Genomic DNA, 19041 nt, shown 5'->3' with positions numbered 1-19041 from the left:
CGCATTGCTGACATACATCACGCGCTCTCCACCTTACTCAACCTTACTCCGAGGGGCGTCGTTCGTGGATCGCGTACTTTCAGGTAGTACGCGTGCTCGAACACATCGAGCACAAGAATCGGTTGGATGCCCCAAGCTGTGAGCTTCTGATGGTTCTCGCATTGAAGGATCATGACCTTATCCATCGTCGGGTGATAACCCACTACACCCCAGCCAGAGGCTTCAGTTGCAATCGTGGCGGCTGCGAGTTGCGCTTTGAACCTCGCATATGAACCGAAGTTCTTGTCGATTGCCTTCGCCAGTTCGCTCCTTGGTTCTCCTCCCTTGCCCGAAATGCTGGTCCAGTACACGGTATGCAAGATGTGGCTCGAAAGCTGGAATGCGAGTTCCTTCTCGTAATGCTTCACGAGCGTGAAGTCATTTGTGTCGCGTGCCTTGGCCAGTGCGTCTTCTGCCTTATTCGCCGCCATCACCGCCGGCTTGTGGTGAAAGTTGTAATGCAGTTCGACTGTGCGTGCGTCAATGACCGGTTCGAGCGCATCGTAGGCATACGGTAGCGGGGCGGCAGCATACTTGCCGTCAGCGTCGATCAGCTTGTCGACGTAGCCTGCGCGCTCGGCCGCGTGCGCGGAATGCGTTTTCGCTATGAGTAGACCTGCGCCGACGGCAGCGGTGTTTTCAAGAAAGGTGCGTCGAGTTGCCATGATGTACTCCCTAGCTCCGATGCGCGCACACCCCGCTCACTGTGCGTACAGATGATGAAGCGGAAACACCGCCAGACCGATGAGCGCAGCGGCCGAGACGATGACAGGCTCTTGCAGCTTCCTGAAACGCCACAGCAGCAGAACTGTCGCAACGGCGAGCAGGGCGGTCGGCCAGTCAACAATCGACCGTTTCGCGATCACGATCACTGAGCCCGCGATGGCACCAACCGCAGCCGCGGTGATGCCATCGACAAACGCTTTCACCGCAGGAAGCCTTCCGTACTTCTTGAAGTACGGCGCCGGGAGCACAGTGAAAAGATAGCAAGGCAGGAACGTGCCGAGCGCGGCGACACAGGCACCGGGAAGACCCGCCACTAGATAGCCAATGAATCCAACGGTAATGACGACCGGCCCGGGCGTGATCATCGCCACTGCCACCGCATCGACAAACTGCTTCTCGTCCAGCCAGTGGTGCTCGGTGACCACGCCGCCGTACAGGAACGGAACGATTGCGAGTCCCGATCCAAAGACGAACGCGCCCGCCTTCGCGAAGAACAGGCCAATCTGACTGAGCAACGGCCAGTCGATGCTGCTCAGCGCACCGCTTAGCAAGGGTGCCTGGGCTGAAACCAGTGCGTTCGCACCACCTTTGCCGAGCCACGCGGGTGGCGACCGGCGAAGCACGTTCACCAGTCCGCCCGCAATGAACAGCCAGGCGATCTCGGACTCTGTAACAACGGTCACGATGATGAGCACCAGAAAGATGCACCACAAAGTCTTGTCAGCACCGAGCGTCTTGTTGGTCAGCTTGTACGCGCTCATCGCGATAATGCCGACGACTGCCGCGCCGACCCCGTAGAAAACCGCTTGCATCCACGGCAAGCCGCCGAAATGCATGTACGCCCAACCGAGCGCCACGACCATGAGAAAGGACGGCAGCACGAAAGCAACGCCCACCGTCGTCGCGCCGATGACGCGGTAATGCACATAACCAAGGTAGATCGACAGTTGTGCGGCCAGCGGTCCCGGCATCATCTGCGCGAGCGCGAGGCCTTCACGATAATCGTCGTCGCCGATCCACTCGCGCCTCTCAACCAGATCCCGGTGCATGTAACCGACGAGCGCAACGGGGCCGCCGAAACCGAATGTTCCGAGCTTCAGCATATACAGCAACAATTGACCGAGCGAATAGGAAGGCGTGGAGGTCCCCGTTGCGCTCATGATCGACCTCCTTGGTCCGCGCTTTTCGCGGCCGCCGCAAAATGCGTATACATGGAATCGAGCACCCCGCCTATCTCGTCGAGTAATGCGTCATCGTCAGCAATGCGTTCACGAGCGCCCGCCATGATGGCCTCGAAGCCGATCGCCTCAGGCACGGGGGCGCCGCCTACATCGAGCGCGTGGACCATCGCGGCGAGGCGCAACAACGCCGGATCGCTCCCGAGCTCGAAGCTCGCCATCAAGACCTCGAACGTGACGCGTTCACCTACGTGCGTGAACGCTGCGCCATCGAAGTCAAAACCGAGCGCATTCGGCGGGCAAGCGTCGGGCGATGTAAGCCAGATGAACCGACCGTCGGGATCAATGAAGCGGCGGATGAGCCATGCGCTCGCCACCCGATCGACCCAGATACGCTGCCGTGTCGCCCATGTGCGGCCCCGGTAATCCTTCAGCGCAAGCGTTCGGATCGCGCGCTCAGCCGGATGCGGCTCGCCGGGGGACATCACAGTATCGACGTGCGCCACGAAATCCTGCCAAGCCACTTCCGCGCGGGTTGCAGCCTCAGCGGGGAAAAAGTCGATCGCAACGATGCTTTCGTAATCCTTGCGCAAGCGCCGCATCAGTCGCCGAAGTTCTGTTTCGGCCTGTCCGAAGACGATCTTGCGCGCGTCATTGAGAGCGCCGATCAGGGTGTCGTAGTCGTTGGATCGGTCGAACAGACCGCGAAACTCGGCTTCCTGCTCATGATCCAGGCTAGGCGCTCGCAGCAGATGTGCCGTGCCGCCGCTCTCGCCGATGGCCGTCGCAAGTTCACGGAGCGCCGTTTCCCGCTCAGCCGTGAACGGGAGCAGGTAAATACCGTCGCGCAGGACTGCGCAACCCTTTGCCTTCAGCGCGCGCCAGAACCGCATGCGCGCGGTTGCGTTCTCGGTAGGCAGCGTCAGAATCAACAGAGACCATGTGCAAAGAGCGTTCATGTAACATATGCTACTTCGTCGTTTTACTCTCTACAAGTTAACTCTTGACCCTCGGTCGCCGCCCCGGTGCGCCTGCGGAGCGCGGCATGCGCTCTGCTCGCTCAACTCCCATCTCTTGCATCAGAGCAGGCTCAGCCAATGAACGAATGACTCAGAGCGATTGCGACCGCGCTCGCCGCTGCGGCGCTCTTCGGAGCGGCCACGCCCGTCGCCAAGCTTCTTCTCGGTAGCACGTCGCCCTTCCTGGTCGCGGGCCTGTTCTATCTGGGCAGCCGCGCTGGCTTAGGGCTCCGGGATCGCTCTGCGGGCGTTTCGAATGCGTGGCGATCAGACTTCGAATCACCGCAATCAAGGCCGCAGAGATACCGTGGCTTCTGGGAGCGATAGCGGCGGGAGGCGTAGCAGTGTTTATTGCGATATGGCTACAGCTAGCCGCCGTATCGTTCTGGATTGCCGCTGTGTTGATGGCACTCGGCGTCTGGCTTCATGTGCGTGAACGCCATGAGCATTAACATACTCACGAGATGCTCCAACACACGCACCGGCCTTGTCATGATGAGCATCACCGGCATACACAGGACTTTCCGTGTTCTGGCGATGAGCCGCATATTCATCCGCACGTCCATCTACCAATTACGCATTCGCACGCTCACTATCCGGACATTCACCATCGACACACGCATTGATCCTTTCGAGCCAGAGCTTTGAGCGCGCTCTAGCGCGCAGGCCAATTTCGGGGGTGAAACGGCCGGCCGAATGCCCCCTGCATGGCCCGGACGAGCGGCAGCAAACGGTCGAGAAGACTCCCTCGAATCAACCTCGGATTCTGATTGACCCGCTTGCTCCATACATGACTCACCGCACGCTTACCTGCACAAGCCTCCGCCGTGCGGTCGGGTTGTACCGGTTGAACATTCGCCGCTCCAAGGCCTGCACAACCGCTCCCTGCCGCCCCAAAAAAACGCGCGCCGATCGATAACCGGCGAATGGCACGAAGGCATCCCATTGTTATTCGCTCGCCATCACCCGCCGGCGCACGGCTTCGCGGAATCCCACCGTCGCCCTCTTACGATCAAGATCACAGCCAGCCGCCCAGAAATAGGCACGCCCCTCCGCGTCATGCACAATATCGGCATCTAAGAACGCGGAGAATGGCCCGTGGGCGTCAACTTCGACCTCAACGACTTGCAGGCATTCAGAGCCGTGGTGGAACTGGGCAGCTTCCGAAAGGCAGCCGAGGCGGTGAACATATCCCAGCCAGCTTTGAGCCGCCGGATCGACAAGCTGGAGGAAGCGCTCGGCGTACGTCTCTTCGAACGCACCACGCGCAGCGTGACGCTCACGACGGTCGGCCGGGCATTTGCGCCGAGCGCAGAGCAGTTGCTGGACGATCTCGATGTCGCCCTGCTCGGCATCCGCGATGTCTCGTCGAGTCGATTGGGTCATGTAACCATTGCCTGTGTGCCATCTGTGGCCTACTACTTTCTGCCAAGCGCGGTTGCGAGCTTCCATCGCCGTTTTCCCCGCATCAGGGTGAAATTGCTCGATGCGAGCGCGAACGAGGTGCTCTCCGCCGTCATCAGCGGCGAGGCTGATTTCGGTGTCAGCTTCATGGGAAGCCAGGAGTCCGAGGTCGACTTCAAAGTGCTGCTGCAAGAGCAGTTCGTTGCGGCTTGCCGTCGCGACCACCCGCTCGCGCGCAAGAAACGCGTGACCTGGAACGAGCTCTACGAGCACGAATACGTTTCCGTGGACAAGACGTCAGGCAATCGTCTGTTGCTCGATCAGGCTCTTTCGGCCGTGTCGCCGCGCGCACCGAGCGTGTGCGAAACACGTCACGTCACGACCATGCTTGGTCTGGTGGAAGCGGGCCTCGGCGTGGCCGCCGTACCGTCGATGGCCATGCCCGGACGCAATCATCACATCCTCACGAGTGTGCCGCTGGTCGACCCCGTCGTGAAGCGACGAGTGGGAATCGTGAGGCGCCGCGGACGCACGCTGACGCCGGCCGCGCAGGAGTTTCATCAAACGATTCTGGATATGAGAGGCGATGTCGGGAGCAGCGGCACACTAACCGACGACGTAGCTCGAAAAGCGCGCCCGAGCAGGAAGCCCGCGTCGTGAGGGTGGCGAGAACGCTCCGTCTGCTCTACGTGCAGGTCGTAATGGGCATGCTGCTCGGCATGGCGCTCGGGCACTTCTGGCCGCAGGCCGGCTCGCTTCTCAAGCCTGTCAGCGACGGCTTTGTCGGCCTCGTAAGGATGATGATTACGCCGATCGTCTTCTGCACGATCGTCTCCGGGATCACGTCTGTCGCGAGCGGAAAGGCAATCGGGCGCACAATCTTCCGGGCGTTGGGACTCTTCTATTTTCTGACTGCCGTGGCGCTCGCGCTGGGGCTCGTCACGGCCTATCTGATGCGGCCCGGCGCGGGCATGCATATCGACGCCCGAAGTCTCGATACGACGATCCTCGCGCAGTATGTAAAGCAGGCGCATCCAGATGGTCTCGTCGCCTTTGCACTGAACGTCATCCCCGAAACGATGCTTGGCGCCTTCGAGAAGGGCGAGGTGCTGCCCGTGCTGCTGCTCTCGCTGCTATTCGGCTTCGCACTGAACCTGCATCCGGGTGCAGGCCGGCCTGTGCTCGCGCTCGTCGATGGCATCGCCCAGGCGCTGTTTCGCATCCTCGCGATGATCATGCGGCTCGCGCCGCTCGGCGCATTCGGCGCGATGGCTTTCACGGTGGGACGCTTCGGGATTCACTCGGTCGGCTCCCTCGGCATGTTGATGGTGTCTTTCTACGTGGCATGCGTGCTGTTCGTCGCATTCGTCCTCGCCGCGCTTGCGCGCCTGCACGGCTTCGCGCTTTGGCGGCTCTTGCGTTATCTGCGCGAGGAACTGCTCATCGTCCTGGCGACTTCGTCGACGGAACCGGTGTTGCCGCGCCTGATCTCGAAGCTGGAGATGCTCGGCTGCGACAAGGGCGTCGTCGGACTCGTGCTGCCCGCGGGCTATTCGTTCAATCTCGACGGCACCGCGATCTACTTGACGCTTGCTTCGATGTTCATCGCGCAGGCGTGCGACGTCTCGCTTTCCGCGTCGCAGATCGCCATGATGCTCGCGGTCATGCTGCTTACCTCCAAAGGAGCGGCGGGCGTGTCCGGGAGCGGCCTGGTGGCGCTCGTCGCGACGCTGACGGTGATTCCGGATCTACCCGTCGCGGGCGTGGCGCTACTGGTGGGCATCGACCGCTTTATGTCCGAAGCGCGCGCCCTCACGAGCGTGATCAGCAACGCCTGCGCGGTGATCTTCGTTTCGATGTGGGAGGGCGCCTGCGATCGCGTACGTCTCGCCCGGATGCTGCGCGCGCCGGCGCCGGGCGACGCCGACGGCGCAGAGGACCACGCGAGCAGTACCTCGAGAAGTTGACGGCGAAGGCTGTATCAATGCGCGGCGACGCTATCGAGCCCCGTCGATTTCACATCTGCCTGAACCCCGGGCGATGCCAGATAGTCGAGGAGCGCCTTCGCTTCCTTCGGATGCTGTGCGCTCACGGGAATGCCGGCGGCAAAACGCGTGACAGACTGCAGAGACTCGGGAATCTTCCCGACGAAGGTCGCGCCTTTGACCGGCAGCAACTCGCTCACCTGCTGAAAGCCGATCTCGTAATCGCCGTTCGCGACGACCGAGGCCACCGGTATGCGCGGGATCATCTTCGCCTTGGACTTGACCTGATCCTCGATGCCGAGCTTCGTGAACAGTTCTCGCTCGATATAGACACCGCTCGCGCTGTCGGAGTAGGCGACCGACTTGGCATGCAGCAGAGTCTGCCGGAGGCCTTCCGCCGAGCTGATGTCAGGCTTGGCCGCACCGTCACGCACGACCATGCCGATGCGCGAGTCGGCCAATTCCACGCGCGATCCGGGAACGACTTTGCCCTGCTTGATCAGTTCGTCGAGCGCATAACCGACCATGATCACGACGTCGGCCGGCTCGCCCCGTTCGAGGCGGTTGGGAATGGCTTCGGGAGATTTGCCCATCGACGGACCCAGCGCGGTATCGAGCGTGTTACCCGTTTCGGACGCGAATCTCGGACCGAGCACCTTGTACGCCGCGGTAAAGCCCCCCGAGCTCATCACGTGCAGGTCGGCGGCCTGTACGCTGGACGCAGCGGCCGAGGTGGCGATGAGCGCTGCTGCGCATAGTTTCGGAAGCAGATTTTTCATGATCGAAATCGTATAGGGTTCGATAGACGCCTGGCGCAACGAGCGACGCGTCAGTGCGCCGGAGTCAGCGTTGCTGCGCGGCGGCGATAGAGTGCGAACGTCGCCAGAAGCGCGCAGCCAGCGGCGAAGCTCATCCAGTATCCCGGTGCCGCCTTGTCGCCGGTCACATGAATGAGCGCCGTCGAGATTGCTGGCGTGAAGCCGCCGAACACTGCCGTAGCAAGGCTGTAGGCAAGCGAAAAGCCCGCCACGCGCACCTGAACCGGCATCACCTCGGTCAGCGCGACGACCATCGCGCCGTTATACATGCCGTACATGAACGAGAGCCAAAGCAGCACGAGCAGCATGTTGATAAAGCTCGGCGCGTGGGCGAGGATCGACAGTGCGGGGTATGCGGTTGCGATAGCGAGCACCGTCATGCCGACGAGCAGAGGCCTGCGGCCGATCTTGTCCGAGAGCGCCCCGCCGATCGGCAGCCACACAAAGTTCGACACAGCTACGCACAAGGTCACGAGCAGACTATCCGCGGTGCTCAGGTGCAGGACCGTCTTTCCGAAAGTGGGCGCATAGACCGTGATCAGATAGAAGCTCGAGGTAGTCATCGCCACCAGCATCATGCCGGCGATCACGACGGCCCAGTTCTGCGCCAGCGTGCGGAACACTTCCTTCATGCTCGGGCGATGCTGGCGTGCCTTGAACTCCTGCGTTTCTTCCAGATTGCGACGCAGCATGAAGATGAACGGCACGATCATGCAGCCGACGAAGAACGGCACGCGCCATCCCCAGCTCGCGATGGCCGCGGTGTCGAGGGATTGGTTGAGCACGAAGCCAAGCGCCGCGGCAACGACAATCGCAACCTGCTGGCTCGCGGACTGCCAGCTCGTGAAGAAGCCCTTGCGGCCGGGCGTGGCCATCTCGGCGAGATAGACCGACACGCCGCCCAGTTCAGCGCCTGCGGAGAACCCCTGCAGCAAACGTCCGACGAGCACGAGCGCGGGTGCCAGAAGACCGATCGTCGCATAGCCCGGCACGAATGCGATCAGGATGGTGCCGCTCGCCATGATGGAAAGCGTAACGATCAGGCCTTTGCGCCGGCCGACATCGTCGATGTAAGCGCCAAGCACGATCGCGCCCAGGGGACGCATCAGGAATCCGGCGCCGAAGACCGCGAACGTCATCATCAGCGAAGCGAATTCACTCGATGCCGGAAAGAACACGCCCGCGATTTGCGTCGCGTAGAAGCCGAACAGAAAAAAGTCGAACTGCTCCAGGAAATTGCCGGCCGTTACGCGGAATACCGCCGCAGCCTTTGAATGTCCCGGCGAAAGGGTGGAAGGTGAGGGATGCATCGATGTGTCTCCTGAAATCCCGAAATTTGCGGTCTGTCCGCTCTTGTCTTTCGAGAATGATGGCTCGTCGCCATCAAAACGATAAGTGCAATGTTCTCAACGATTGATGTTCTCTGGTTATCAATCGTCGGATTCCTTTGGCCCGGCCGGACGCTGCGGTGCATCGGCGCCCGGGCGGGCTCGCGGACCCAGGCATTCAGGCCACGAAACGACACTGTGAAGCGGGCGTGCGCGTGTCCATGTTTCGACCTCGGTTCAGGTGATCGTCGATTTCCGCGGCGCAACCGAGCATGCGCGGATACAGAAAGATCGTGAACGCAGCGGTTTCGAGATCCGCCTCGCTGAATGCGCCGCGTTTGAGCGGTTGCCACAGCATTTTCAACAGCAGCGCGGCTATCACGGCATCGACATTGACGCAGTAGACGTTGCGCGAGACGCCCGCGTCGAACAATGCCTGCACCAGCGCGCGGTAGTACGCATGAAACGCGTTGTACTCGCCTCGCGCTTCGTACAGCTCGGCGATGAACACCTCGCGCGGATCGTGATTTACCGGCTTGTCCTTGAAAACTGGGTGATTGACGCCCGGCAGCTTGGCGATGTCGAGGCTACCGGCCTGCTTCTGGCTCGCCTTGTATCGCGCGTAATGTTCGACGGAACGGCGCGCGAGCGCTTCGAGATCGACGCCGTGATGCGGGTCCGCGGGATCGTCGAGGGCGCTGTCGCGAAACGCATCGTTGAGAAAGGCGATGCCTTCGTAGCCGTTGCCGCCGTGCGTATAGCCGGTGTGCGTCAGAAAGCCCGTCAACGCCTTGTTCAGTTGCACCCGTTCGGGTGACTCGGGGCCATCGGCGGATACCGCACCCTTCGCGCCTTGCGCCGAGATCGCACCCGGTCCGTTCGTGAGCAACAATCCGGTCAGCGTCCTGAATGCGAACAGGTCGTCGGCGGACGGTTCGAGGCCGAGCAGGGCTGCGAACGCAATCTCCGTCAGCGAGCCCTCGCCGAGCAACGCCTCGGTGGAAATGTCGCAGAAGCTGTCGGGACGATGGCGCGACGCGTCCGACGAAGCGCCGATCAGCGTACCGAAGAGCTTTGTCCACCATGGCAGACTTTCCGCCGTCAGACGCGAGATGCGCTTGCGCATGAGCGGGCCCCAGGCGAGTGTCGTCGTGATCGCCGCGAGCACCGCGTCCGCGCGTGGATGGCCCGGGACGCTGGCAACCCATCGTACGAATACGGAACTCACGCCACGGGCGGCGAGGCCGGCGAGCATGGCTTCGGCCTTCGGATCGGGTTCCTCGGAGAACAGTGCCGCGCTCCCTTCGGTGTCGATCACGTCGATATCAAAACCGCGATCGAATGCGTCGACGAGTTTTCCTGCGGCGAACCGGTCGATCATCAGCTTGGCCGCCTCTCGCGCCGCGCGCTGGCGATTCGGCCCGACGATCGCAGCAGCAGCCGCGAGCACGGCATTGGGCGCATTGCCGGCCTCGCGCGCCGCCTGCGCGGCCGCCAGTTCGGGCGTGCCGTACAGGTTCACCGCCGCGCCGACCGCGACGTCGATCAGTTTCTCGTCGTTTGCGCCGCCGAACTCGTGCAACAGCGCGAGGCACACGTTCGCTTCGAAGGAATGCGTCGACGCGTCGAGCATCGATACGCCGTGCAGGCTGCTCACCTGGGTCTTCGCATCCATCTGCGAGGCACCCGATGCGTCCTTCAACGGCTGCCGCGGCGGAATCGCGCCGATCTGGTCGTTCACCCGCGCGACTTGCTCGTCATAGGGCGCGACGGCTGTCACGACTGCGAGCGCGAGATCGTCGGGCAATTCGAGCCCCTGATCGGAGCCGAACCACGGCTTGAGCGCGAGACTGCCTTCGGGCTCGAAGTCGGGCATCGTGGCGTTTGCCCGCATCACCGCCGTGAGCGCCGCGGGAATATGGGCGATGTTCGTCACCACCGCACCCTTCGCCGAGCAGCATGGATCGCCTGGCGTGAAGAGCCGTTCGACGCCGAATTTCTCCATGAACCAGCGTTCTTTCGCGAGCGCATCGTCGGCGCCGCCCGCCATCGCGCCAGCATGTCCCACCGCGCGCGTCAGACGGCTTTTCCAACGGCCCACCACACACGCGACCACAGGTTTCGTGAAGTCCGCGTCGGCTTCGTAATAGCCGCCGGGCTCGCAGTACAGGACGGCAGCCTTGCTGCGCGCGTCGTTTGCAAGCGCAAAGGCGAATTCCGGCGCGGCATAGTGGATGTAGACGTCCTTCCCGCTTGAAATGACCGTCGAAGTGCCCCAGCCGCTCATGCGCAGGTACTGCGCAATCGTCGTGCTGAAGCCGCCGGAGTTCGAGAAGATAGCAATCGATCCCTGGCGCAAGGTCGCGCCAGGATCGTCGCCGCCGAGCGCGCCGCCGATGCGCACGCGTTGCCAAGAGTCCGCTACGCCCAGACCGTTTGCGCCGAAGATGTCGATGCCCGCCTGCTGACCCATGGCGCGGATCTCACGCGCATCGTGCACGGCGATCTTCTCTGTGATGATGAAGATCTTGCGCAGATCAGGATTCACGCGGATCAGCTCGGCCACGCCGTCGCGCGCGGCCGAAGGCGGCAGATAGACCACCCCGCAGTTGAACCGATGCCCCGCCTCCAGCCCTTCTCGCACGTTGTTGAAGACCGGAATATTGCCTGCGGGCGTCGCAAGCACCTGTCCGCCTTTGCCGGGCGCCGTGCCGAATACGACATTCGCGCCCGAGAAAGCGTGACTCACCGGCGTCACGTCCGATGATTCGCCACCAAGAATATTGAGCACGCAGACGCGGTCTTCGCGCGTCGCGATATCCGCCAGCGACTGAATTCCGACGAAGTATTTGAAACGACTATTGCCTTGCTTGTGCATGTCCGATCTCCTCAAGCCGATGCCATATGCGATTGCGCGTCGCGCGCGCCGATGCGCGCCGCAATTTGCGCGCGTCCGCCCGATTGCATCCATGTATCGGCACGGCGCGCGTACTGGATCACTTCGCTGATGTCGGAGTCGAAGCCAAAAAGGCGATACGGCAAGCCGAGCGAATCGCAGGTGTCGCGCAGTGCCGACATGCCGCGCACGAGGTTCGGACCGCCGCGTCCGAGCACGACGTAGAGCGGCGTCGGTCCGTGCTCGCTAAAGTGCTCGCGCAGCGCATCGGCCATCGCGCGCAGGGTTTCGAAAATGTCGGTGTTATTGGACTTCCCGCCGATGATGAACAGCACATTCGACTGCTTCAGCCAGTGCCGGAAGCAGATGCGCGCCACTTCCTTCATCTTTTCGTATGGAGGATTGCCGCCGAAGTCCGACGAGATGATCGCCGCATCGCCGAGCATTTCCGTGACGAGCGAGTTCGCGCCGCCGCCGAACGTGGGCGCGAGGATCGTGCCCTTGTCGTTGATCACGTAGACATCGCTTTGCCCCTGGTGGGTGCGCAACTGATTGATCTCCTGCTCGAAATCCGAATAGTCGGCGGCGAACAGATGCGGGGGCAGTCCGAGCCGCGAGAAGCGTGGATCGTCGCGATCGAATCCGCACTTGAAGTCGCATGCGACGGGCGTGAGACGTCCCTTTTTGTCCTCGCGCATGCGGATCGGGTTGAGTTCGAGCGTCGTCATCCCGAAGTCGTGGAACAGCTCCCACAGTTTCGGCAACTGCTGCACGAGCGGCGAGATGATTTCGCGCGGCGCGCCGATCTCGCTCAGCGCATTCGCGACGACGAACGCCTTCAATCCAGTCAGCGCATCGAACGGCACCATCGCGACGTGCCTCGGGTCGACTTCCTCGATGTCCATGCCACCCATGTGGGAAAGCGTCATCGTCGGCGCGCGGAAGCGCGTGGAATCGCTAATTGAAAAATAGACTTCGTGCTTGGCGGGGACGCCCGCTTCGAACGTCACGCCGTTCGCCTTGGCTCTCACGTGACCTACGGCGTGCTCGGCAAAGTACAGTCGTTCCTTTTCGGCGAGCGCCGTCTTGAGATCCGTGGCGCGGCCGAGCAGGCCCGCTTTGCCCTTCTTGCCCACACCGCCTTTGAACACCGGCTTGATGAATATCTGGCCGTGTCGGTCAATGAGCGACTTGATCTCTTCTTCGCTAGCGCCCGGGCCCAGCACTTCGCTGGACGGAAAGCCGACGAATTGCAACAGGCGCGAGCCGTGCAACATTCCGGTGATCTGCATGTGACGTGTCTCCTGAATTTGAGCAATGAAGAATGAAGCGGATACTGGAGGTCCATCGACTCGCTGCGGCAGGTGCGAGATGCACCGCTGCCGTGGACGCGCTCGAAAGCGGCGGCAGGATTCAAGTAGCGAGGTGGGTTACGCGAGATAGGCGTCGACAACTCTTGACGGCGACCCTGAACGGGCGCACTGGGATGCAGCGAAACGCTGTCCTGCGCTTCGTGCCTGTCTCCGACGCGTTCTCTTTTTATGAACGTCTTGAGACCAGATACTTGCGCAAGAAGGTCGAAACAAGAAGTGCAATTTTTCGAAGCATTGATGTTCAAACGTTATCAATGCCGGAAACGGCGCCGACCCGACGACGCGTCGCACCCCGCACGCTCGCGACCGCCGCGGCGACTGCCATCCACCGCATCCTTCCGCGCCTGCAGCGGCTCTACCGTCCCGGCCACATCCTACCCCCCGCGGAGTTCCGCGCGATGTGCGCTTTCCTGTGCAGCGGACACGCGGGCTGCTTGAGGATCATTTTGGGGACGCTTCGAAGTCGGGCGCCGATCGTCGCACACGTTGGTGACAGCTTCAAGACGAGTTGCTCAGTCGACGAGCGTCTTTAAACAGCCTCGGTGGGAATGACTTCTTCGCCGAATAATATGGAATTCAACGTTCTAATAGACTGAAGCGAGCACTCAGTACTCCAGGTAGGTCGTCGATGATCGAAGCGATAAGGACATGAGAAGCAAGCTGCGAGTCGCCTTGATCGACAGCGACGCGGAAGATCAAAAAAAGCGAGCAAACGGTGATCGGCGCCTTACTTTGCTTAGCTAGACTTCCCAACCTGAGCGCAACGGTGACGCCGCTGGATGACCACTGACATGCCGTGTCTTGCGAATGGGTGACAAGCACTCGACTACGCTCACCCGTCGCGCCGGACTGGAGCCAAAAGGTCCTGCGATAAGTGACATCCGCCAGAAGACGTATCGCAATAAGCGAAGATCACCTATTGCGTCCGTGCCCCCCTACTCGCACGCTTTCCACCGTACACTGGGTCGATACGTCGTATCGCAATGGCCGTACGGCGGTGATCGCCAACAGGCTCTGAGAACGCTTCAACCCCCACCACGAGCGAATCAGCCGACGGCGACGCAGTCGCACACCCGGTCGCCGCATTGTTGCGAGGCAGACATCAAAAAGACAATTCGTTCCTTCCGGCACCGTGCGCCTAAGGCGCAACATCACGGAGCCCAAGATGGGCGATCTTCAGGAACGCGAACAGGCGGTGATGGAGGTGCTTCGACTCAGAGTCGAACGATACGAACATCAAAATGATGGCCGTCCGAATGGGTCTACCGGCAATGCGTTCATCGAAAGTACTGTTGAAATGACGAAGGCGCGGCTGTGAAGGGGTCATGCGTGATCCTAACAGGGCTGACTCGGCACTCAACGATTTCTGCCATCCGAGCGCCTGCAGCTTCTTCAACTCGAATCGCTTCCTTGATAAGCGATTTCTCTTATTCATCGAGTCCATGAACACAACTGAGATTTACCGCAGCACTAACGGTGACTGCTGGATTCTCTGCTGCGCGGAACACCAGTCCTGGTTCGTTCGACATGTGGCGAATGCCGCATCGGGCGGGGCCGTGTCTGACATTTCCGTCGACGCGTTTCTTGATACCGCGGGCGAGCAGCACCGAGGACCGCAACAGGATGCACTGCGTGAGCTTCTCTCTGGCAGAACGTTGGCGTGCGGCGCGCCACCTTCAGAGCGGCAAGTCGAGACGATGACCCAGACGGATTCGTTGCTGCTCACAGTCGTCCAGGTCCGGACCTTTGCGCAAACGCGTGGTTTGACCGGCGCGAGCGGGTTTCTTTTCGCACGGGGAGAACGTTTGTTCCTGGTAACGAGCCGTCATGTGATGTCGGATGCGCCCAGCCAGCACTATCCTGACCGCCTTGAAATCGAGATGCATGTTGACCCAGGCAACCTAGGCGCGTCGGAGTGGGTTTCTCTACCTCTATATCTCGATGGCATGAGTCTGTGGCGTCAGGCGACGGATAGTGGCGGCGAGATCGATGTCGCACTTCTGGATATCCCGCGTACACGATTGCCCCGCGGTGCTCTGTTTCGCGCCTTCGGCCCGCAACACATCGCGGCGTCGAGCGAACCCGTCGAGATCGGCGCGTCAGTCTTGATCGTCGGATTCCCCCTGAGTTTCCACGACTCGCTGCATCACTTACCAGTGGTAAGGCACGGCATCATCGCTTCCTCCTTCGGCCTACGCTTTCAAGGTAAGGGGTGCTTCATCACCGATGCGCGGACCCATCGCGGAACAAGTGGCGCGCCAGTGGTTGTTCGCCGTCCATCGACGATCGCAAGCGCAACGCCGGACGATGTATCTTGGGGACTTCTGGGCGTTCATTCGACTGCGTTTGACATGGGCACGCGCGATTTGCAGCTTGACGAAAGTCTCGGATTGAACTGTGCCTGGTACGCCGACGTCCTAATGAGCCTCAGCGAGCACTGAGCTAAACCGTGTAAAGAGAAGTCGCCGATCCATGGCTGAGTATTTCGCATCGCTGACCACAAGCGAATGTCGACCTCGTCGTCCCCAACCAAAATTCTCGCGTAATTGTTCGACGAGTTCCCCAGACTACGCATACGCGAAGGCATGCGTGCTTATCACGCCATCTGCCTCCCTCACGTCACTCCATTCCTCGCGGGTAATTGGGCACGCGCGATGCGCAATAGATTGTGCCTCAATGATCAACACACACTTTATGGAGGGCTTATGCCGAAGGAATTTCAAGCAGGTCACCTCGCTGGGCAAGGCATCTCCCAACAACCTGCCACTGTTGGAGCATCGAATGCGAATAAGCCGACCTCGGATGAGGCCGCGCAACGCGCGCTTGACGACGGAGACCGCGAGAAAATTGATGATGTTCTCGCTGATCTTAATGTATCAACCACTGAATCTGGCAGGGATCAGACCGCCAAGTCAGATACGGAAGGATCAAACTCCTCAAGCAAGAACTTGGACGAGCAGAAAGATTAACAGCGGATCTCGACGTTTCCGGTTCGGAAAGGGATGTATATCAAGCCACCGTACTCCCGCCCCTCGGCCTCAAACCATGTCCGCAGGTGCTGTTCCCGCGCGGACGGGCGCTTTTTATCATCGATCGAAGGGCTTGCGCCGATGGGCGGCACTGCCGTTGCCCGGCAGTAGCATCACCTCTGCGAAGATTCTGAGCATCCCGCCAACTCCCCTGCGCTAAGACCTCAAGCAAAGAATGATAGTGGGGATACCTCGGCCCTAGCGGTATTCAAAAGGCAGTCTTGACCGTTATTCCCCCTGCTGAGCGCGATGCCAGCGGCATTGCTGCCGCCTGCCGTTACTTCAGACAGGCCATTGCGGAAGATGATCCAGGCCGCGAGGACATGCTTTTCGATATCGCGACCGAGAGGCCGGGCCATCTCGAAATAATCAGCTCAATCGCTCGATGCTGTCGTCGATCGCGAGCTCGATCTGAGTGAGCAAGCACGTCTGGTCGATCGCCGTGGCAGGTGTCACGGCGCGCGAATGGCATCAACTTTTCGATCTCTCGCCGTGCGTAGTTCGTCTTCGTTGGTCGCAACCGTTTCAGTCGCGACTGCGCATAATCCGAGCCTGCATGGCTTGTATTAACAGTCTGTGTTGCGGGCGTTATTCGTTCGGCTGAGCCTCGGCGTGGTCACGCGTTTCGGGCGCAGCGCATTTGCCGCGTTCGCAACCGGTATCGAGGGCGAATCGCCCGAAGAAGCGGATGATCTCGGCGCTCGCATCCGGACCGCGAGCGTCCGTATGCGAGCCTTGCGGTCGGCCTCCCGACCACGCGTGGCCCAGTCCATGTACGCTCCACTGTTCGACGACCGGCTCGTCATCGCCATTGTCGAAAACATGACGGGTATACGAATGGCGGTGCGCGTCCTCGTTGTCTTGCGTCGACACTTGCGTTGGCGGGTCTTGACAATCGTGCAGGTGCAGACCCATCTTCACAATCTGTTCGCTATTGCGTGGGTGCACGGTGTCGTCGGCGTCGCCATGAAACACGATCAAAGGGACGGCGCGCGTCCGAAGGCCGTGAGCAACCGTTTCCGGAAGGCTGACCCTGCCCATTCCGTCGCGCATCGCGCAAAGCGCCGAGAGCGGTTCGTCCGCGACCCCGAATGCAATGCCGGAATGAATCGCGGCGGCCGCGAAACGATCCGGGTATCTCACGACGAGGTTGACAGCCATCGCCCCACCTGCGGATAAGCCCGCGACATAGACGCGGGTCTCGTCGGCGTTGAACTTTGCCACGATCGCGCGGGTAAGCGCCAAGAGCATCGCCGGCTCGCCTGAATCGCAAGCCCAATCGATAGGTTTGAACCAATTCCAGCATCTGAACGGATTGGCGCCTTCCGACTGCTCGGGATAGAGGACGATATATTCGCGCTCTTCAGCGACGATGTTCATTCCCGTTCCCGATGCGAAGTCATCCGCATCCTGTTGCGCGCCGTGCAGCATGACGACGAGCGGTAGCGCTCGAACGCGGTGAGCAGCGGGCACGTAAAGCCTGAATGCGTGCTCTTCATCCTCGTGCGTGAAAGTGCCACGGAGCCACTGGGCATGCGTGTCACTGCGTGTCGCGCTCGGCGACTCCGAAGCATCCATGCGCACGGCCGGAACGACGCCTGCCGCTGCGGAGTCAGGCTCGATGAAGAATTGAGCAACGAGGTCGAGCGGCGTGCGCGCAAAGAGCGACCAGCGCGCTGACTCCGCCGCCCAAGTCAGCGGATCGAACAGGTTCATTGACTTCCTTCAAGCTTTTATCAGTTCGATTAGAGCGGCGCTTGTTGAACCGACCCTTCAACATCAAGAGAGCATCCTCGATACAGGATGCGCGAAAGGACAGATACGGTCAGCGTTTTCCGCCCGACTTGGCCGAGAGCGACGAGACTTCAGATGAAGGACGCGCGGTACCGTTAGCAACGGTGTTGACCGTGGAACGCGCGATTTCGCTGGTTGTATCGACCACCGCGTTCGCTGTTCCACGGGCCGCGTCCGCGCCTGTTGAGATCGCATTCAAGAAGGCTTCGAACGTGCCTGCGGGTGTCGCGCGGCCACGAGTTTCGTTCAAGATGTCGGTCTCGGTCGCACGAACAATCGCCAGAAAATGGCGCGTGTAAGCTGCGGTTTTTTCCGGCAATTCGGCAATGAGCGTGGATTGCGAAGTCACCCAGTCCGACGGCGATGCGGCGGAGCCCGACTTGAATACCGTCGAGCTCTCGGCGAACACTGTATTCAGAGTTTGCATGTTCAGTTCAGCGAGTTGCTGAACGCCAGACATGTAGCGGCGAGCGACGTTGCCGACGGTTTGCAGGTTTGTCGCGCCAGGCGAATTGGCCGGCCGAAAAAAAAGACTGAGCATTCGCGCCTCCCGGTAAAGTTTGCGAGCGACTAGGCTGATTGGCGATCCGGCGGTAAATTGCTGCATCGCACAATACCCATCATACGGGAGAGCCGGAATCCGTCAAGCACAAATCAGATGCTTTGGAATCCGATGTACTAGCCCGGCCGCGTCGATAACTGTAGTTCCGCCCGCTGCGCCAATTGGCGACGATGGCTCGCCGGATCCGCGAAACAAGCTTCGGTGCGTCACCGTACGGTTGCGATGGCTTACCGCCTATTTCGTCGACGGCGGTGCGTCGATGATACCGGCAACCCGTTCGGCGCAACGCGCCCTCGGAGTTGCGTCGCGGGCTTGGTTTGTGAAGCTATCCTCACTGGCACGCTCATCGTCCGCGGTGCACGATGCGCGTGCTTCACGCTCGCTTCGTGTTGCAGCAGCTTACGCGGCGAATCGTTCGCGGCACCGGCGTGCGTGAAATACAACGCGAAGTGCCTCTTGCTGGCAAGGAGGAGCGCTGCGGAATGACACCGTCCAAGCCCGCATCACGCCACGGGACGCGATCATCCGACAGGCACTTCAACAGACAGTGCAGCAAAACCACAAGAGGGGATCGCAACGCCAATTGCGAACTGCACGATATGGCCGATGACGGCCAGCGGCGAACCCTCGAACACCCAATTGGCGGCTGTCCGCACGGCGGTATCCCAACGAGCGAGACCATCAGCAGGAACGCGACGCCCATCAACGACCCAGGAAAATCAACCGAGCCTCGACGAGGGTGGCGACACCCGATCTCTCCCTGCCGCTCTTGGGTTTGATCGCGTGGCATACGCGTTGCTGATTCCCATTCACGCCGATGTCGCGGACTCGATCCGGACAGGCGGCCTTTTCATTCCACGACGCGGCTTCCCCCGCGATACGCCAGTGCG

Annotated in this window: 15 protein-coding genes and 2 pseudogenes; 7 read left to right on the top strand and 10 right to left on the bottom strand. The window is 61.0% G+C overall.

Annotated features, from left to right (window positions below):
- Positions 1 to 17: 17 nt before the first annotated feature.
- Genes AWB76_RS37435 through AWB76_RS37425 form a run of 3 tightly spaced genes read right to left on the bottom strand, consistent with a single transcriptional unit; the run spans position 18 to position 2902 of the window.
- Entirely contained in the window at positions 18 to 704 is a 687-nt protein-coding gene (locus AWB76_RS37435) for a superoxide dismutase (RefSeq protein ID WP_061165120.1), read from the bottom strand.
- Positions 705 to 740: 36 nt separating this feature from the next.
- Positions 741 to 1925, bottom strand: a complete 1185-nt coding sequence (locus AWB76_RS37430; protein WP_061165119.1) for a chromate transporter — start codon at positions 1923 to 1925, stop codon at positions 741 to 743.
- A complete protein-coding gene (locus tag AWB76_RS37425; protein WP_061165118.1) occupies positions 1922 to 2902 on the bottom strand; it encodes a chromate resistance protein ChrB domain-containing protein in 981 nt (326 codons plus the stop codon). The genes AWB76_RS37430 and AWB76_RS37425 overlap by 4 nt, the downstream gene beginning before the upstream one ends.
- A 437-nt stretch (positions 2903 to 3339) precedes the next feature.
- On the opposite strand from AWB76_RS37425, the pseudogene AWB76_RS43285 reads away from it, so the two are divergent.
- The 3 genes and pseudogenes from AWB76_RS43285 to dctA all read left to right on the top strand — a co-directional run.
- Positions 3340 to 3588: pseudogene (locus AWB76_RS43285) on the top strand (EamA family transporter); the annotation flags it as partial.
- Positions 3589 to 4060: 472 nt separating this feature from the next.
- A complete protein-coding gene (locus tag AWB76_RS37415) occupies positions 4061 to 5026 on the top strand; it encodes a LysR family transcriptional regulator (protein ID WP_061165116.1) in 966 nt (321 codons plus the stop codon).
- Positions 5023 to 6333: a C4-dicarboxylate transporter DctA gene (dctA, locus tag AWB76_RS37410; RefSeq protein WP_061165115.1), complete on the top strand. Its 1311-nt coding sequence runs from the start codon at positions 5023 to 5025 to the stop codon at positions 6331 to 6333. The genes AWB76_RS37415 and dctA overlap by 4 nt, the downstream gene beginning before the upstream one ends.
- Before the next feature lie 14 nt (positions 6334 to 6347).
- On the opposite strand, the gene AWB76_RS37405 is transcribed toward dctA, so the two are convergent.
- The 4 genes from AWB76_RS37405 to AWB76_RS37390 all read right to left on the bottom strand — a co-directional run bounded on the left by AWB76_RS37405 (position 6348) and on the right by AWB76_RS37390 (position 12685).
- A complete protein-coding gene (locus AWB76_RS37405) occupies positions 6348 to 7130 on the bottom strand; it encodes a substrate-binding domain-containing protein (RefSeq protein ID WP_061165114.1) in 783 nt (260 codons plus the stop codon).
- A 50-nt stretch (positions 7131 to 7180) separates the two neighbouring features.
- On the bottom strand, positions 7181 to 8479 hold the full coding sequence (locus AWB76_RS37400; RefSeq protein ID WP_061165113.1) for an MFS transporter: 1299 nt from the start codon (positions 8477 to 8479) through the stop codon (positions 7181 to 7183).
- A 196-nt stretch (positions 8480 to 8675) separates the two neighbouring features.
- Positions 8676 to 11375, bottom strand: a complete 2700-nt coding sequence (locus AWB76_RS37395) for a CoA-binding protein (RefSeq protein WP_061165112.1) — start codon at positions 11373 to 11375, stop codon at positions 8676 to 8678.
- Positions 11376 to 11386: 11 nt separating this feature from the next.
- Positions 11387 to 12685 (bottom strand): ATP citrate lyase citrate-binding domain-containing protein, encoded by a 1299-nt coding sequence (locus tag AWB76_RS37390; protein WP_061165111.1) that lies wholly within the window; start codon positions 12683 to 12685, stop codon positions 11387 to 11389.
- Between the two features lie 1246 nt (positions 12686 to 13931).
- On the opposite strand from AWB76_RS37390, the gene AWB76_RS41375 reads away from it, so the two are divergent.
- From AWB76_RS41375 to AWB76_RS42555, 4 genes and pseudogenes are all read left to right on the top strand, one after another.
- Positions 13932 to 14084, top strand: a complete 153-nt coding sequence (locus AWB76_RS41375) for a hypothetical protein (protein WP_157696319.1) — start codon at positions 13932 to 13934, stop codon at positions 14082 to 14084.
- A gap of 7 nt (positions 14085 to 14091) precedes the next feature.
- The gene (locus AWB76_RS37375; RefSeq protein ID WP_341845325.1) at positions 14092 to 15207 is read left to right on the top strand and encodes a S1 family peptidase; all 1116 of its coding nucleotides are present in this window, start codon (positions 14092 to 14094) and stop codon (positions 15205 to 15207) included.
- 264 nt (positions 15208 to 15471) lie between these two features.
- Positions 15472 to 15735: a hypothetical protein gene (locus AWB76_RS37370; protein WP_244173684.1), complete on the top strand. Its 264-nt coding sequence runs from the start codon at positions 15472 to 15474 to the stop codon at positions 15733 to 15735.
- 320 nt (positions 15736 to 16055) lie between these two features.
- Positions 16056 to 16175, top strand: a pseudogene (locus tag AWB76_RS42555) (manganese catalase family protein); the annotation flags it as partial.
- A 208-nt stretch (positions 16176 to 16383) separates the two neighbouring features.
- Here AWB76_RS42555 and AWB76_RS37360 read toward each other — a convergent pair.
- The 3 genes from AWB76_RS37360 to AWB76_RS41935 all read right to left on the bottom strand — a co-directional run.
- Positions 16384 to 17511, bottom strand: a complete 1128-nt coding sequence (locus AWB76_RS37360; protein ID WP_063936446.1) for an extracellular catalytic domain type 1 short-chain-length polyhydroxyalkanoate depolymerase — start codon at positions 17509 to 17511, stop codon at positions 16384 to 16386.
- A gap of 109 nt (positions 17512 to 17620) precedes the next feature.
- Positions 17621 to 18130, bottom strand: coding sequence for a TIGR01841 family phasin (gene phaP, locus AWB76_RS37355; protein ID WP_061165107.1), 510 nt, complete (start codon positions 18128 to 18130; stop codon positions 17621 to 17623).
- Positions 18131 to 18853: 723 nt separating this feature from the next.
- Positions 18854 to 19041 (bottom strand): hypothetical protein (locus AWB76_RS41935; RefSeq protein ID WP_208606663.1); only part of this gene is annotated, 188 nt, incomplete at its 5' end.

This window comes from Caballeronia temeraria, from assembly GCF_001544795.2.
Taxonomy (GTDB): Bacteria; Pseudomonadota; Gammaproteobacteria; order Burkholderiales; family Burkholderiaceae; genus Caballeronia; species Caballeronia temeraria.
This window is presented reverse-complemented; position numbering and strand designations above follow the sequence as displayed.